Raw genomic sequence first — 14,165 nt, forward strand, 5'->3', positions numbered from 1 at the left:
ATCAAAACAAGGCCTGCATGACGCAAGATTTTTTTCAATCCCTGATTTTACTGATATTGGTGACAGATCCGTTCGGCAACGTCCCCATCTTTGTCAGTGCCTTGTCCCACGTGGCGCCTGAACGGCGCTGGCGTGTTGTGGTACGTGAATGTGCGATTGCCTTTGGCCTGCTTTTGCTATTCATGTTTTTTGGCAAGCACTTTCTGATCGCCCTGCAATTGACCGAAGTGTCTCTGCGCATAGGCGGCGGGGTAATCCTCTTCCTGATCGCCCTGCGCATGGTATTCCCTCAGGAGGGAGGTATCTTTGGCGATGTCGAAGACGGGCATGAACCTTTTATTGTCCCGCTGGCGATCCCTGCCCTGGCGGGTCCTTCTGCATTGGCGACCGTCCTGCTGTTTTCTTCCGACAGCCGCCAGGACATGTTCATCCACCTGGCGGCATTGACAGCGGTAGCAATAGTCTGGCTAGTGGTTTTGCTGGGCGCCGAACGCATGCAAAAAGTGTTGGGTGTGCGTGCCATGACAGCATTTGAACGCCTGATGGGCCTGATACTGACAGCAATGTCGGTCGAAATGCTGCTGGCAGGTATCAGGGATTACCTGAAGACTTTGGGCTGAATCAGCCCGGCAACAGATTTAGTAACTTTAGTGGTTAAAGGTGAAATAACCGAGCAGGAACAGGGCCAGTGCGATTAGAAACTGCTTCAGGTTCTGGCGATTCATTTTCACCCCTATATCACTTTATCTGCGATCATTTGTACAATCTCTGCCTCACTATAGCCCAGATTGCGCAAAACCTCATCATTGTGTTGACCAAGCCGCGGCCCCAGCCATTGCGTTTGCCCCGGTGTTGCAGACATTTTGGGTGTGATCGCCGGCAACTTGACCGGCGAACCATCTTCGAAAGCATGCTGCTCAAACATCTGGCGCGCCAAAAATTGCGGGTCGGTCATCATGTCGCGCACGGAGTATATCTTGCCGACCGGGACATCGGCAGCCTTCAATACCTGCAAGGCACTGTCAATATCACGGCCTGAGCACCAGGACTGGATTGCCGCGTCAATTTCTGCCGTACGCGGCACCCTGCCGTCATTGCGCACCAGGCCCGGGTCCTGCGCCAGATCATCCCTGTCTATGGCTTTCATCAGCCGATGGAAAATCGCATCGCCATTACCGGCAATGACAATGTTCTCGCCCTCTGCTGTCGTGTAAGTATTCGACGGCACGATACCGGGCAAGGCGCCGCCTGTACGCTCACGCACTACGCCGGCATGATCAAATTCCGGCACCAGTGATTCCATCAAGTTGAAGACCGATTCATACAGAGCCACATCAACCATCTGTCCCTGACCAGCCACACAACCCTCGCCCTGCTTGCCATTCCAGCGACCGCCTGTCACATCACGGTGGCGCAAGGCCATCATGGCGCCGATGACACCATGCAAGGCAGCAACAGAATCACCGATGGAAATACCTACGCGCACAGGCGGCCGGTCGGCATGGCCAGAGACATAGCGCAAACCGCCCATTGATTCACCAATCGCACCAAAGCCGGGCAAGTCTTTCATCGGCCCGGTCTGTCCATAACCCGACAGGCGCACCATGATAGTGGCCGGATTGATTGACTTCAAATCTTCAAAACCCAGCTCCCATTTTTCCAGTACGCCGGGGCGGTAATTTTCTATGATGATGTCGGCTTCCTGGGCAAGGCGACGGGCTATCTCACGCGCCTGCGCCTGTTTCATATTGAGGGTAATGCTCTTCTTGTTACGCGCCTGCACGCTCCACCACAATGACGTACCATCTTTCAGCACCCGCCACTGGCGCAAGGGATCACCGCCATCCGGGGCTTCCACTTTGATGACCTCTGCACCAAACTCGGCCAGCATACGTGAACAAAAAGGGCCGGCAATCAATGTGCCGAGTTCCAGGACCTTGATACCCGCAAGCGGGCCATGTGCTTTTGCTGGTGGTTGCATAGTGAAAGAGAGAGAATAATCAGAAGAAAGTCAGTTTCTTGATTTCCCAGGCAAGATTGGCACGTGCCTGGGCATCATATTGCGCCGCCATTGCCGGGTGGAAGAACAGTTCTTCACGTTCGGCAAAGCGTTTCAGGACCTTAATGCGTCCTGCCCTGTAGAGCGGCGCCTCCAGCCAGCGAAATTCATTGCGTATTGCCCGACTGTATTGCTGGTAAACATCAGGGGCAGATCCATAGATTGCCATGTCCAGGTCAAGGAACAGTGGCAGATCAGCGGCAACAATGCCACGCTTGGGCACTTCATGCCTGGCAGTCGCCAGTATGCATTGCTGCACATGCAGAATGATGCTGCTGTCTATTTCAAGGCGGCTCAGCAGGATAGAGGCCAGTTCAGCGCTTTTACGCTCATTGTCATTGCCACGCGTGTCATGTACCAGGTCATGCAACCAGATGGACAAGGCAACCACAGGGAAATGATGAATATGCGACCTGACCTCATCAGCATGCCGCAATAAAGCCTGTATATGGGAAAGATTATGAAAACTGCGCTGTGGCTCTGAATAATAGCGATCAAAGAGCGCCCATACCTCTTTGCTTTGTTTCTGACTGCCAGCCAATTCCTGTACCAGGTCTGACCATTGCTGTTGCAATTTGTTTTTTTGCTCGGACGGGATCAGAAACATGGTATTTGCAATCAAGTCGTACGGCGGTCCAGCATTGCCCTGGCTATCGTTCCGGCGTCTACGTATTCAAGTTCGCCCCCTACTGGCACACCACGCGCCAACCTGCTGACTTTTAAACCGCGGGCCTTGAGGTTTTCGCTGATGTAGTGCGCAGTCGCCTCACCTTCATTCGTGAAATTAGTCGCCAGCACCACCTCCTGAACAACACCATCGGTAGCCCTGCTGATCAATTTTTCCAGGTGTATGTCCTTCGGCCCTATGCCATCGAGTGGTGACAACCGTCCCATCAGGACGAAGTACAAACCCTTGTAGGTCATGGTCTGTTCTATCATCATCTGGTCAGACGGAGTTTCCACCACGCAGAGCAAACTGCTGTCACGCGCTGCGTCCTGACAGGTTTCGCAAACTTCACTCTCTGTAAAAGTATTGCATGATGCGCAATGCTGTATACGCTCCACGGCATGAGTCAATGCAATGCCAAGGATGGCCGCGCCTTCCCTGTCATGTTGCAGCAAATGATAAGCCATGCGTTGTGCAGATTTCGGCCCAACGCCGGGTAAGCGACGCAGAGCCTCTGACAAGGCTTCCAGACTGCCGAGTTTCTTCACACTCAGAATGGCATTTTAAAGCCGGGTGGCAGAGGCATGCCAGCTGTCAGTGCAGACATTTTTTCCTGGGATGTGGCTTCTGCCTTGCGCACGGCATCATTGAAAGCGGCGGCAACCAGGTCTTCCAGCATATCTTTGTCGTCGCCAAGCAGGGATGGGTCAATGGTGACGCGCTTGACATCATTCTTGCAAGTCATGACAACCTTGACCATGCCAGCACCGGCCTGGCCTTCAACTTCAACCAGCGCCAGTTGATCCTGCGCCTTTTTCATATTGTCTTGCATTGCCTGCGCTTGCTTCATCAGGCCAGCCAATTGATTTTTCATCATGATCATTTCTCCAAAATTTTAAAAATATGAATTCAGTCCAGTTTTTTAAGTATTCCGCCGCGATGTATTCCTCGAATATCACACTGGCCGGACACTCCCTGTGACGATGGTAGCGCCAAATTCGCGCATTAAAGTTTGTACAAAACTGTCTGCCTGTATGGATGCTTCAGCTTGCTGCTGCCTGACTTCACGCTCAGCGACGGCTTGCGCATTGGCGGTTTGTTCAACGGCGCCTATTTCGGTTTCCAGGCGTATGCTTTTGTCAAAGCGTTCAGACAAAGCTGCCGTCAATTTTTCTACACTACCGGAAGAAAGCAAGGTCTGCAAAGGCAGGCGCAGCCGGAACACATGAGCATTGCCATCCTGTCTGCAACTGACCAACTCACTTTGCTGTGCCATTTGCTGAGCAACACCACGCACTGGCAAACTGGCCGCCAGCGTAGGCCAATGACCATCCCAGTTCAGTTCGGGGACGGGTGAATTGAAAATCTGGCGGTCCGTATTGAGTACTGCTGCTTCCGGCTTCAAACCTGGTGTCGCTATAGCAGCCTGCTGCTCAACTTCAGCGACGGGCTCAGATATGACGGCAACTTCCGGATGCGGCCTTGACTCAATGCTTCTATTTTGTGTCTTTGCAGGCACTGCCGATCTGGCTGGTTCACCCTCAAAGAACATTTCCTCATCCCAGGGTGGCGGCATATCATCCATGCCCACAGACTGGAAATCCTGTTCAGCAATCATCGGAGCCGGCGCGGAAACAACCGGTGCTGATTTGACAGGCGGTGGCGCCACCGGAGCCACCTTGGCGACAGGCGCTACAGGAGCGACCTGAACCGGTTTGTCAGTAGCAGGCTCAGACCTGGCAGCGACCTCAGCTACGGGAGCGGGCCTGGCACCAGGCTTTGCACTACCCGCACGGGCAGCAGCCAGGGCTGCCATCACAGGACTGATTTTGGTTGACCCGGGTGCCGGTGTTGCAGGTTCTGGCGTTGCGGGTGCAACAGGTGCAGTGGCTGCAACCGGCACATTTATCGATGTGACATTACTGTTTTGCGTAGCGGATGAATGGCTGACGGCCATTGCCGGGGTACTTGCAGCAGTCGTACCACGATTAACAACATTACCGTTAGCGTTACCTGAGCCATGATTGACAGGCGCAGGACGAGTATTGTTCTGCGCAGGCGAACCGGCAAGCGGGACAGCTGGCCGCCCGCCTGAAGACGGCGCAGGTGCAGGAGAGGATGCCAACTGCTCACCACTGACCGGCCTGAATGCCAGCATGCGCAACAAAGTCATGCTGAAACCGGCATACTCATCAGGCGCCAGGGCCAGCTCATTGCGGCCATGCACGGCGATTTGATAAAACAGCTGCACTTCTTCCCTGCCAAAACTTTGCGCCAGACGCACAAGTTGCTCACGTTCGGGCACATCTTCTGCCACGGCAGCCGGCACCAATTGGGCCACGGCGATCTGATGCAGCAAACTGCCCAAATCCTGCAAGGCAGCTTTATAAGACAGGCTGCGCGCCGCCATTTCATCAGCAACGTCGAGCAAGGCCTTGCCATCCTGAGCCAACAAGGCATCCAGCAGGCGTATCAGGTAAGACTGGTCCAGTGCACCAAGCATGCCCTGTACGGCATTCAGGCTGACCTTGCCTGCTGCATAGGCAATCGCCTGGTCCGTCAGCGACAAGGCGTCACGCATGGAGCCATGAGCACCTTGGGCCAAAAGTCGCAAGGCAGGCACTTCAAAATCGATCTGCTCTTGCCCCAAAATGTTTTCCAGATGGCCAACGATATGACCAGGTGGCATTTGTTTGAGGTTAAATTGCAGGCAACGGGACAGCACTGTCACCGGTATTTTTTGCGGATCTGTCGTCGCCAGGATGAATTTGACATGCTCAGGCGGTTCTTCCAGCGTTTTCAACATGGCGTTGAAAGCGTGGTTGGTCAGCATGTGCACCTCGTCTATCATATAGACTTTGAAACGCGCATTGGACGGTGCATAAATCGCCTGCTCCAGCAACGAAGCCATTTCATCGACACCACGGTTCGAGGCGGCGTCCATTTCTATATAGTCAACAAAGCGCCCGGCATCAATCGCCGTACAGGCTTCGCAAACACCGCAAGGATGGGCAGTAATGCCCGTCTCGCAATTAAAGGACTTGGCCAGTATGCGTGAAAGCGTCGTCTTGCCGACACCACGGGTGCCAGTAAACAAATAGGCGTGATGCAACCGCTGCTGCTCTAGTGCATGCGATAAGGCACGAACCACGTGCTCTTGGCCCACCAGAGTTTCAAAACTCCTGGGGCGGTATTTTCGGGCGAGGACTTGATAGGACATCCCGCGATTTTACCTTATTCGGACGCTCAGATCAGCGATTTGCAAATATCCCAACACCAAGTTTTTCATTTGAGCAAGAAATTCTGCCTCCAGCAGGCTCTGTGGTGACAGCATCAGAGTCTGGTATAACACGCCATACACGGCAGCATGGACCACGGCCGGGCTCTTGCCGGGGTAATTCTGGCGATCATCACTTGCCTGAAAAGCCAGTTCCCAGATGTCGACTATCTGACCATACAGGCTGGCATAGGCTTCGAGGTTGGAAATCTGTCTTTCCAAAAAAATCAGGGCTGACCATTCGTCGGTCTTTTCCGCATGCATATGTATGATCTGCTCGATCAGGTAAGCAATGATTACCTGCAAAGGCTTGCCCCTCTGGCTGGCCACCCAGACCTGCATTTGAGTACCTATACTCTTGAAACGCTCGTGGATGCAATGCGCTGCAATCGATTTTTTACCGGGAAAGTACTCGTACAGTGTACCCAAGCCCACACCTGCCACCAGCGCAATGTCGCGCATGGTCAAGTCTGCATAGCCTTTTTCCACCAAAAGCCGAACAAAGGCATCCAGAATCGCCTGTTGCGTCATCCTGGAACGTTGCTGCACTGGCTTGCGCCTCAATTTCAATGGGCTGGCGGTGTCATTCATTTATTTTTCCAAGCTATTTTTGCGGGAAGCAAAGACGAACATGGTCGGTTTGCCATCGGGCTACACTACTCACCTCAGGTCAACATTTTCACGAGGCGACTATGCAGTGGCAAACCCATGAGATCAGCAATCAGGTCCCCGACCTGGAAGAGTACAATATTTTCACTAGTGACACGGTTCTAAAGACAGGCTTGACGCTATATCAGGCTGACTGGCATCAAAGCAGCCTGACACAGGCAGGACAAGAACTGGGCAGCCGCGAAGTGCTGGAACTCGGTGCGCTGGTCAACACGCATCTTCCCGAATTGCATACGCATGACCGCCAGGGGCGGCGCATTGACAAGGTGGACTTTCACCCTGGCTGGCATCAGTTACTGAGCTTATTGCGCAGACAAGACGTACACGCCAGCCCTTGGAGCAAGCCGCAAGCTGGTGCGCATGTGGCGCGCGCCGCTGCTTATTTCATGCAATCCCAGGTTGAATCAGGTTCGTTATGCCCGACCACGATGACGTTTGCCTCCATCCCGGTATTGCAGAAAGAAGAGCAACTGTTTGCCGGGATCAGGGACAAACTCTATTCATGCCAGCATGATCCGCGCGACCTGCCCATCAGCCAGAAAACATCCATACTGATAGGCATGGGCATGACGGAGAAGCAAGGTGGTTCCGACGTGCGCACCAATACCACCACGGCCAGATCAACAGGCTCCGGCGGGCGCGGCACTGAATATGCTCTGACCGGTCACAAATGGTTTTTCTCCGCCCCCATGTGTGACGCTCACCTGGTGCTGGCCAATACGGAAGCCGGACTGTCCTGCTTCTTTGTACCGCGCTGGCGCCCCGAGGGCAGCAAGAATACTGTCATGGTACAGAGATTAAAAGACAAGCTGGGCAATAAATCCAATTCCAGCAGCGAAGTCGAATTCCAGGACGCCTATGGCATCATGGTTGGCGTTGAAGGCCGTGGTATCCCCACCATCATAGAAATGGCCGGCCTGACCCGGCTTGATTGCGTGATAGGCAGTGCTGGCCTGATGCGTCATGCCCTGGTGCAGGCCATACATCATGCGCGTCACAGGCAGGCATTTGGGAAGAAACTGGCAGAACAGCCGTTGATGCGCAATGTGCTGGCTGACCTGGCACTGGAAAGTGAGGCAGCCACCCGGCTGATGTTGCATCTCGCAGCTGCACTCGATGCACCGGACGATGCCCTGCAACGCGCCTGGAAGCGCATCATGACACCGGCAGCAAAATTCTGGATATGCAAGCGCGCCCTGGAATTTACCGGCGAATGCATGGAGGTCTGGGGTGGTAATGGCTATGTGGAAACCGGCCCCATGGCCAGACTGTACAGGGAAGCGCCGGTCAATTCCATCTGGGAAGGATCAGGTAATGTGATGTGCCTGGACGTATTAAGGGCCATGGAGCGCGATCCTGAAGGCATGCAGTTATTACTGGCCTCGTGGGAAAATGCAGCGTCAACGGAAGTCCGGCACATGGCGCAGGATTTGCACCTGGATCTGCTCGCCCCCGCAGGACAGAAAGAAATGAATGCAAGACGCATTACACAAAAGCTGGTCTTGACCGCCCAGGCCTACCTGATGAGTACCTATGCAGAAACAGAGATCGCGTCTGCTTTTTTGAGTACACGCGCCGATGGACATGCGGGGCGCGTCTATGGCTCCCTCAATATTGCACCAGACATCGCCGGGAACATCATCGAGCGTGCATTCATGAATTGAGACCCTGCCTGACCTCAGGTGCAGACGCGACTTTTGCGCCTGATTCTATCGACTTCTACCCACGCTTGCGCAGTTCATCCCTGAGGGCTGCCACTTCCTGGCTCAACTTGCGTATGTCTGCGTGCAATTGACGTTCCAGATTGGCTTCTTCCTCCTCCACGAACAAGGCAGCGATATTGGCGGTGACGATGGAAAACATGGCGTAGCCAAGCAAGACAATGAACACGGCAAATATCTTGGAAGCTGGCGTCGATGGGACAATATCACCATAACCGACAGTGGCAATTGTGGTGAATGCCAGCCAAACGCCGTCAGCATAGCCATGTACATTTGGTTCGAGCCAGTAAAAACCGGCCCCCGCTGTGCTGAGCATCAGCATGGCCAGGCCCAGCATCTGCACCAGGTGGCTTGGCTTCACCTTTTGTAATACAAGTGTTGCCAGGCGTAACAGGATGGCTGCACACAAACCCAGGCGCAATAGCCATTCCCAGGTAGCCCACACATCTCCTGTAGGTATGACACTGAACAGACAGGCAATGATGATGAACAGGTCCAGCAACAGCTTCCCGCTCTTGCGCCTTTTATGTCTGTTCTTGCGCCATTGCATGGCAGTGTCCACAGCCATCAGCATGGCACAGAACCCATAAAGCAGATGGCCAGCAGAGCGCATGGCCGGGCCAGCACCTGCCAGCAGCAAATAGAATGCAGGAATGGTCAGCACCAACCCTGTCAACAGCAGGGGGCGAGGCAACCTGTTCCAGAATCGTTGGGTAACCGGAAATTTCATCAACGCATCTTCGCAAGCGGCTTGTCATCCTGTTTTGCGGTACCTCAAAACAGTTGCGAACAGTTGTGACTCCATGCAAATAAAAATACAACGCCATCACTTGCGCAGTGATGGCTTGCCAGAGACTTAAAAGAAATGCTATTTTAAAAAGCAGCGATACCGGTTTGTGCGCGCCCCAGTATCAGGGCATGGATGTCATGTGTACCTTCGTAAGTATTGACCACCTCAAGATTGACCAGATGGCGGGCAATGCCAAATTCATCAGAAATACCGTTACCGCCGAGCATATCACGTGCGGTGCGGGCGATATCGAGGGATTTACCACAGGAATTTCGCTTCATGATGGAAGTGATTTCCACCGCTGCCGTGCCTTCGTCCTTCATGCGCCCCAGGCGCAGGCAGCCTTGCAATGCCAGGGTGATTTCTGTCTGCATGTCAGCCAGTTTCTTTTGCACCAGTTGATTGGCTGCCAGTGGGCGACCAAATTGCAGCCTGTCCATCGTGTACTGGCGTGCAGTATGCCAGCAGAATTCTGCCGCACCCAATGCACCCCAGGCGATGCCATAACGGGCAGAGTTCAGGCAAGTGAATGGTCCCTTCAAGCCCTCCACACCCGGCATGAGATTTTCTTCAGGCACGAACACTTCATCCATGACGATTTCACCAGTAATCGAAGCACGCAAGCCCACTTTGCCGTGGATAGCGGGTGCAGTCAGGCCTTTCCAGCCTTTTTCCAGAATGAAACCGCGAATGCGACCATCGTCAGTTTTAGCCCAAACCACAAATACATCGGCGATGGGGCTGTTGGTGATCCACATCTTCGCGCCGCTCAGGGAGTAACCGCCAGGTACGGTCTTGGCGCGCGTCACCATGCTGCCAGGGTCGGAACCATGGTTGGGCTCGGTCAGGCCAAAGCAGCCTATCCATTCGCCCGTCGCCAGTTTCGGCAGGTATTTTTGTTTTTGTGCTTCACTGCCGAATTCATTGATAGGCACCATGACCAGCGAACTTTGCACGCTCATCATGGAACGGTAACCAGAGTCGACACGTTCCACTTCACGCGCCACCAGGCCATAACAGACATAATTCAGGCCGGCACCACCATATTGCGCAGGAATCATGGACCCCAGCAAACCAAGCTCACCCATTTCACGGAAAATGGCCGGATCTGTTTTTTCATGACGGAAAGCCTCAAGAACGCGTGGCGCCAGCTTTTCTTCACAATAGGCGCGTGCAGCATCCTGCACCATGCGCTCTTCCTCAGTCAATTGTGAGGACAATAACAAGGGGTCTTCCCAACTAAATACTGCCTTGGCCATCTGTTTCTCCAGTTTGAATTATGTTTGTTTCTTGTTTTCCCTGTATGCCCCTCATCAGAAAAGGGAAGCATGCAGATTATTTTCATGCAATCTTATTGAGTTACCTGATCCAGCATTTGCCCAGGTACATGCAGCAAAGACAAACCCAGTTGCGCCCTGCGTACCAGCCAGGGGCTGGGGCGATAACGCGGGTCGCCGGTGCTGTCCAGCAAGTTGCGTAAAACCAGTAGTATACGCGAAGCGCCGAGTTTGTCGCCCCAAGCCAGCGGCCCCATGGGATAAGCCAGGCCTAATACCACCGCCTTGTCAAGGTCGGCCGGACTACAAATCCCCTGTTGCACGATGTCGCAGGCAATATTGATAATTGTCGCCAATATACGCTGCACGACAAAACCGGCACTGTCCTGTATCAAACTGACACCCAGTCCGCCACGACGCAGCAGGGATTGACATTGCAACGCGATATCGACATCTGTAGCGGGATTTGTCATCAGGCTGATGTGCCCTTTACAATCAAGCAGGCTATCGATGCCCAGAGTGCGTCGCGCGTCCAGGCATGCATTGACGACACAGGTACTGACATCTTCCCCATCCGGGCTGACTATGCATAATGCGGTGCCCGACGGTCTGTCACCAGTTTCAATTTCTGCCCCGCATTGTTCGAACAGGTCTGTCAGCACCGCTGTGGCTTGCGGATTACCCCGGTCTATCCAGACACTGCCTGACCACGCCGGCCCGACCTCTGCCTCGGTCTCATCTGCCTCATGCGTTGCATAGGCATAAAAACCACGGCCGCTTTTACGACCCAATACACCGGCATGCAGACGCTGGGCCGTGATGACGCTGGGCCTGTAGCGTGGTTCCTCATAATACTGGTGATAGATTGCCTCCATCACGGGATGTGAAACATCAAGGCCGGTCAAGTCCAGCAATTCAAACGGCCCCAGCTTGAAACCAGCCGCTTCACGCATGATCTGGTCTATCTGGCGGAAACTGGCGACATTTTCCTGCAAGATGCGCAAGGCTTCCGTGCCATAGCCACGTCCTGCATGATTGACGATAAAACCTGGGGTATCCCTGGCGCGTACAGGCAAATGCCCTACCCGTTTGGAAAAATCCACCAGTTTTTGTGCAACACTCTCGCCTGTCAAAAGGCCGTTAATCACTTCCACCACTTTCATCAATGGCACGGGATTGAAAAAATGCAGGCCGGCAACACGTTCCGGCCATTTGCTGCCAGTCGCAATTGCCGTTACTGACAGTGAGGATGTATTGGTTGCCAGAATGCAGAATTCACTGAGGATACCATCCAGTTGCTGAAACAGGCCACGCTTGGCTTCAAGTTTTTCGACGATGGCTTCGATCACCAGGTCGCAGTCGGCCAGCCCTTGCAAATTCTCGACGACTTGCAGGCATTCCAGCGCATCCTGGTATTCTTCTTCGCTGAGCTTTTCCTTGTTCAGCATTTTTTGCCACTGCTCTTCTATCAGCTGGCGGGCTTTTTCTGCAGCATCTGCCTGTACATCGAACAAGAGTACGTTGTAACCAGCCTGGGCTGCAATTTGCGCAATACCGCGCCCCATGGCGCCTGCGCCAACGACGCCCACCACGCCTATACCGGTTTTCATGCTGGCTCCGGCACGATAGCGGTGACTTCGATCTCCACCTTGGCCCTGTCCTCGATCAGGGCGCTGACCTGGACTGCAGTCATGGTTGGATAGTGACGGCCAATGATGTCACGATAAGCTTCACCAATTTCTTTATAGGCACCGATATATTCTTTCTTGTCGGTCACGTACCAGGTCATGCGTACGATATGCTCTGGCCTGGCATCTGCTTCAGCCAGCACTTCGACGATATTCTGTAAAGCTTGCCGAACCTGCGTCGCAAAATCGTCGGAATGAAAAACGCATTCTGCATCCCAGCCGACCATGCCGCTGACACAGACAGTACGGCCACTGGCCGCTATTCCGTTCGAATAACCACGCGGTCTGGCCCAGCCAGCAGGTTGCAAGATGTCCATATATACCCTTTCTTTAACAGCAGACCACGCAGCTTCATACATGCCTGCCATTTTTAATAATCCAAATTACCAGTTTTTACTATAAGCGAACAAATTTTCAGGCAATATCAGCATGATATTTTTTCATGCCATCGCGCAGCTCATCAGGCAAGGCAACAGCCTTGCGCAATGTTAAATCCATCATGACCAACACCAGCCTGGCTTTCAATCGTGCATCATGTTGCGGGCCACTGATCAATATTTCCACTTCTGCAGAACTGGCACCAAGTTTAATAACACTTAATTCTGCCAGCAGAATTTCGCCCAACTCAGCCACCTTGATAAAGTCCGTTTCTATATGCACGGTAGGCAAACCTATGCTGCGCCGGATGTGCATCTCGTGAAAACTCACGCCCAGTCCATCAGCACACCAGTCTTCCACAACACCATTGATCATTTCAAAATAACGCGGGTAAAACACGATACCGGCCGGATCACAGTGAGCAAAGCGTATCGCCAGTTGGGAAGTAAATTTCATGAGGCGGTAAATTCCTTTAACATTTCCCTGGCAATGATCAACTGCTGTACCTCGGTTGCACCTTCATAGATACGCAAGGATCGTATCTCACGATACAGGCGTTCTACCGTGACTTCACTGACGACGCCCATACCGCCAAATATTTGCACAGCATCGTCAATGACTTTCTGCGCACTCTCGGTCGCTACCAGCTTGGCCATCGCCGCTTCCTTGGTGACTTTTTTACCCTGGTCTCTTTGCCAGGCAGCACGGTAAATCAGCAGCGCAGAGCTATCGACAGAGATTGCCATCTGCGCCAGCTTGGCCTGGGTCAACTGGAAGTCTGCCAGGGTCTGGCCAAACATTTTTCGTGTAGTGGCGCGGCGCAAAGCCTCATCCATGGCACGACGGGCAAAACCCAGGGCAGCAGCAGCGACCGAAGTGCGAAAAATATCCAGCGTTGCCATCGCCACCTTGAAACCCTGCCCTGCTTCCCCCAGACGTTTGCTGGCCGGGATGCGGCAGTGATCGAATTGCAGTCGCGCGAGAGGATGCGGCGCAATGACATCTATACGCTCGGCAATCTCAAAACCCTCTATCCCGGCATCAACGATAAAAGCGCTGATGCCACGTGCACCTGGTGCTTCACCGGTGCGGGCAAACAGGACATAGAAATCGGCAATACCTCCATTTGAAATCCAGGTTTTCTGGCCATTCAGGATGTAGTGACCACCGTCTGCACCGTCAACAAATTCCGCCGCACATTGCATGGCAGCGACATCTGAACCGGCATCAGGCTCTGACAGGGCAAAGGCAGCAATCGCTTCGCCACGGGCCACCCTGGTCAGGTAAGACTGTTTTTGGGATTCAGTACCAAACAGGCTGATCGCACCGGAACCCAAGCCCTGCATGGCAAAAGCAAAATCTGCCAGGCCAGAATGCCGCGCCAGGGTCTCACGTATAAGGCAAATTGCCCTGGTGTCGATCACCTCTGCATCAGCGCCATAAGCTGTGCCGCCTACTGCGTTTTTCAGCCAGCCTGCGGAACCCAATTGCGCCACCAGATGACGACAGGCCTGATCCACATCGCTGTCATGGTGATCACTCAGATTGTCGGCAGCCCAGGCATCGAGTGTGCGTTGCAATTGTTTATGTTTGTCGTCGAAGAAAGGCCAATCGAGATAGCTGTTATCAGACATGACAT

14 protein-coding genes are annotated in these 14,165 nt (G+C 53.5%); 2 read left to right on the forward strand and 12 right to left on the reverse strand.

Going from position 1 to position 14,165, the window contains the following annotated elements:
* Positions 1-17 precede the first annotated feature (17 nt).
* The gene (locus LZ463_RS07090) at positions 18-620 is read left to right on the forward strand and encodes a MarC family protein (protein WP_241454923.1); all 603 of its coding nucleotides are present in this window, start codon (positions 18-20) and stop codon (positions 618-620) included.
* A gap of 113 nt (positions 621-733) precedes the next feature.
* Here the strand turns inward: LZ463_RS07090 and LZ463_RS07095 are convergent, their stop codons facing one another.
* The 6 genes from LZ463_RS07095 to LZ463_RS07120 all read right to left on the reverse strand — a co-directional run bounded on the left by LZ463_RS07095 (position 734) and on the right by LZ463_RS07120 (position 6,594).
* Positions 734-1,981: a CaiB/BaiF CoA transferase family protein gene (locus LZ463_RS07095; RefSeq protein WP_241454924.1), complete on the reverse strand. Its 1,248-nt coding sequence runs from the start codon at positions 1,979-1,981 to the stop codon at positions 734-736.
* A 19-nt stretch (positions 1,982-2,000) separates the two neighbouring features.
* Positions 2,001-2,666: an HD domain-containing protein gene (locus tag LZ463_RS07100; RefSeq protein ID WP_241454925.1), complete on the reverse strand. Its 666-nt coding sequence runs from the start codon at positions 2,664-2,666 to the stop codon at positions 2,001-2,003.
* A gap of 11 nt (positions 2,667-2,677) precedes the next feature.
* Positions 2,678-3,274 (reverse strand): recombination mediator RecR, encoded by a 597-nt coding sequence (recR, locus tag LZ463_RS07105; protein ID WP_241454926.1) that lies wholly within the window; start codon positions 3,272-3,274, stop codon positions 2,678-2,680.
* A gap of 2 nt (positions 3,275-3,276) precedes the next feature.
* The gene (locus LZ463_RS07110; protein WP_241454927.1) at positions 3,277-3,603 is read right to left on the reverse strand and encodes a YbaB/EbfC family nucleoid-associated protein; all 327 of its coding nucleotides are present in this window, start codon (positions 3,601-3,603) and stop codon (positions 3,277-3,279) included.
* A 78-nt stretch (positions 3,604-3,681) separates the two neighbouring features.
* Positions 3,682-5,946, reverse strand: a complete 2,265-nt coding sequence (locus LZ463_RS07115) for a DNA polymerase III subunit gamma/tau (RefSeq protein ID WP_241454928.1) — start codon at positions 5,944-5,946, stop codon at positions 3,682-3,684.
* 9 nt (positions 5,947-5,955) lie between these two features.
* On the reverse strand, positions 5,956-6,594 hold the full coding sequence (locus tag LZ463_RS07120; RefSeq protein WP_241454929.1) for a TetR/AcrR family transcriptional regulator: 639 nt from the start codon (positions 6,592-6,594) through the stop codon (positions 5,956-5,958).
* Positions 6,595-6,695: 101 nt separating this feature from the next.
* Here LZ463_RS07120 and LZ463_RS07125 point away from each other — a divergent pair, with 101 nt between their 5' ends.
* Positions 6,696-8,336: an isovaleryl-CoA dehydrogenase gene (locus LZ463_RS07125; protein WP_241454930.1), complete on the forward strand. Its 1,641-nt coding sequence runs from the start codon at positions 6,696-6,698 to the stop codon at positions 8,334-8,336.
* Positions 8,337-8,391: 55 nt separating this feature from the next.
* Here LZ463_RS07125 and LZ463_RS07130 read toward each other — a convergent pair whose 3' ends face one another.
* The 6 genes from LZ463_RS07130 to LZ463_RS07155 all read right to left on the reverse strand — a co-directional run bounded on the left by LZ463_RS07130 (position 8,392) and on the right by LZ463_RS07155 (position 14,160).
* Positions 8,392-9,123 (reverse strand): potassium channel family protein, encoded by a 732-nt coding sequence (locus LZ463_RS07130; protein WP_241454931.1) that lies wholly within the window; start codon positions 9,121-9,123, stop codon positions 8,392-8,394.
* A 143-nt stretch (positions 9,124-9,266) separates the two neighbouring features.
* On the reverse strand, positions 9,267-10,442 hold the full coding sequence (locus LZ463_RS07135) for an acyl-CoA dehydrogenase (protein ID WP_241454932.1): 1,176 nt from the start codon (positions 10,440-10,442) through the stop codon (positions 9,267-9,269).
* 92 nt (positions 10,443-10,534) lie between these two features.
* Positions 10,535-12,070 carry a 3-hydroxyacyl-CoA dehydrogenase gene (locus LZ463_RS07140; RefSeq protein ID WP_241454933.1) on the reverse strand — a complete coding sequence of 512 codons (1,536 nt, stop codon included), beginning with the start codon at positions 12,068-12,070 and terminating at the stop codon, positions 10,535-10,537.
* Positions 12,067-12,465 carry a RidA family protein gene (locus LZ463_RS07145; RefSeq protein WP_241454934.1) on the reverse strand — a complete coding sequence of 133 codons (399 nt, stop codon included), beginning with the start codon at positions 12,463-12,465 and terminating at the stop codon, positions 12,067-12,069. Before LZ463_RS07145 ends, LZ463_RS07140 begins: the two co-directional genes overlap by 4 nt.
* 97 nt (positions 12,466-12,562) lie before the next feature.
* Complete coding sequence (locus tag LZ463_RS07150; RefSeq protein ID WP_241454935.1) at positions 12,563-12,982, reverse strand: acyl-CoA thioesterase; 420 nt, start codon at positions 12,980-12,982, stop codon at positions 12,563-12,565.
* A complete protein-coding gene (locus tag LZ463_RS07155) occupies positions 12,979-14,160 on the reverse strand; it encodes an acyl-CoA dehydrogenase family protein (RefSeq protein ID WP_241454936.1) in 1,182 nt (393 codons plus the stop codon). The genes LZ463_RS07150 and LZ463_RS07155 overlap by 4 nt, the downstream gene beginning before the upstream one ends.
* Positions 14,161-14,165 lie beyond the last annotated feature (5 nt).

The organism is Undibacterium paludis (assembly GCF_022568815.1).
Taxonomy (GTDB): domain Bacteria; phylum Pseudomonadota; class Gammaproteobacteria; order Burkholderiales; family Burkholderiaceae_D; genus Undibacterium.

Bases quoted from the DNA above. Each gene is read 5' to 3' on its own strand.
- LZ463_RS07120 (WP_241454929.1), bottom strand. From the start codon at position 6,594: ATGAATGACACCGCCAGCCCATTGAAATTGAGGCGCAAGCCAGTGCAG.
- LZ463_RS07135 (WP_241454932.1), bottom strand. From the start codon at position 10,442: ATGGCCAAGGCAGTATTTAGTTGGGAAGACCCCTTGTTATTGTCCTCA.
- LZ463_RS07100 (WP_241454925.1), bottom strand. From the start codon at position 2,666: ATGTTTCTGATCCCGTCCGAGCAAAAAAACAAATTGCAACAGCAATGG.
- LZ463_RS07140 (WP_241454933.1), bottom strand. From the start codon at position 12,070: ATGAAAACCGGTATAGGCGTGGTGGGCGTCGTTGGCGCAGGCGCCATG.
- LZ463_RS07155 (WP_241454936.1), bottom strand. From the start codon at position 14,160: ATGTCTGATAACAGCTATCTCGATTGGCCTTTCTTCGACGACAAACAT.
- LZ463_RS07130 (WP_241454931.1), bottom strand. From the start codon at position 9,123: ATGAAATTTCCGGTTACCCAACGATTCTGGAACAGGTTGCCTCGCCCC.
- LZ463_RS07125 (WP_241454930.1), top strand. From the start codon at position 6,696: ATGCAGTGGCAAACCCATGAGATCAGCAATCAGGTCCCCGACCTGGAA.
- LZ463_RS07150 (WP_241454935.1), bottom strand. From the start codon at position 12,982: ATGAAATTTACTTCCCAACTGGCGATACGCTTTGCTCACTGTGATCCG.
- LZ463_RS07095 (WP_241454924.1), bottom strand. From the start codon at position 1,981: ATGCAACCACCAGCAAAAGCACATGGCCCGCTTGCGGGTATCAAGGTC.
- LZ463_RS07090 (WP_241454923.1), top strand. From the start codon at position 18: ATGACGCAAGATTTTTTTCAATCCCTGATTTTACTGATATTGGTGACA.
- LZ463_RS07145 (WP_241454934.1), bottom strand. From the start codon at position 12,465: ATGGACATCTTGCAACCTGCTGGCTGGGCCAGACCGCGTGGTTATTCG.
- LZ463_RS07115 (WP_241454928.1), bottom strand. From the start codon at position 5,946: ATGTCCTATCAAGTCCTCGCCCGAAAATACCGCCCCAGGAGTTTTGAA.
- LZ463_RS07110 (WP_241454927.1), bottom strand. From the start codon at position 3,603: ATGATGAAAAATCAATTGGCTGGCCTGATGAAGCAAGCGCAGGCAATG.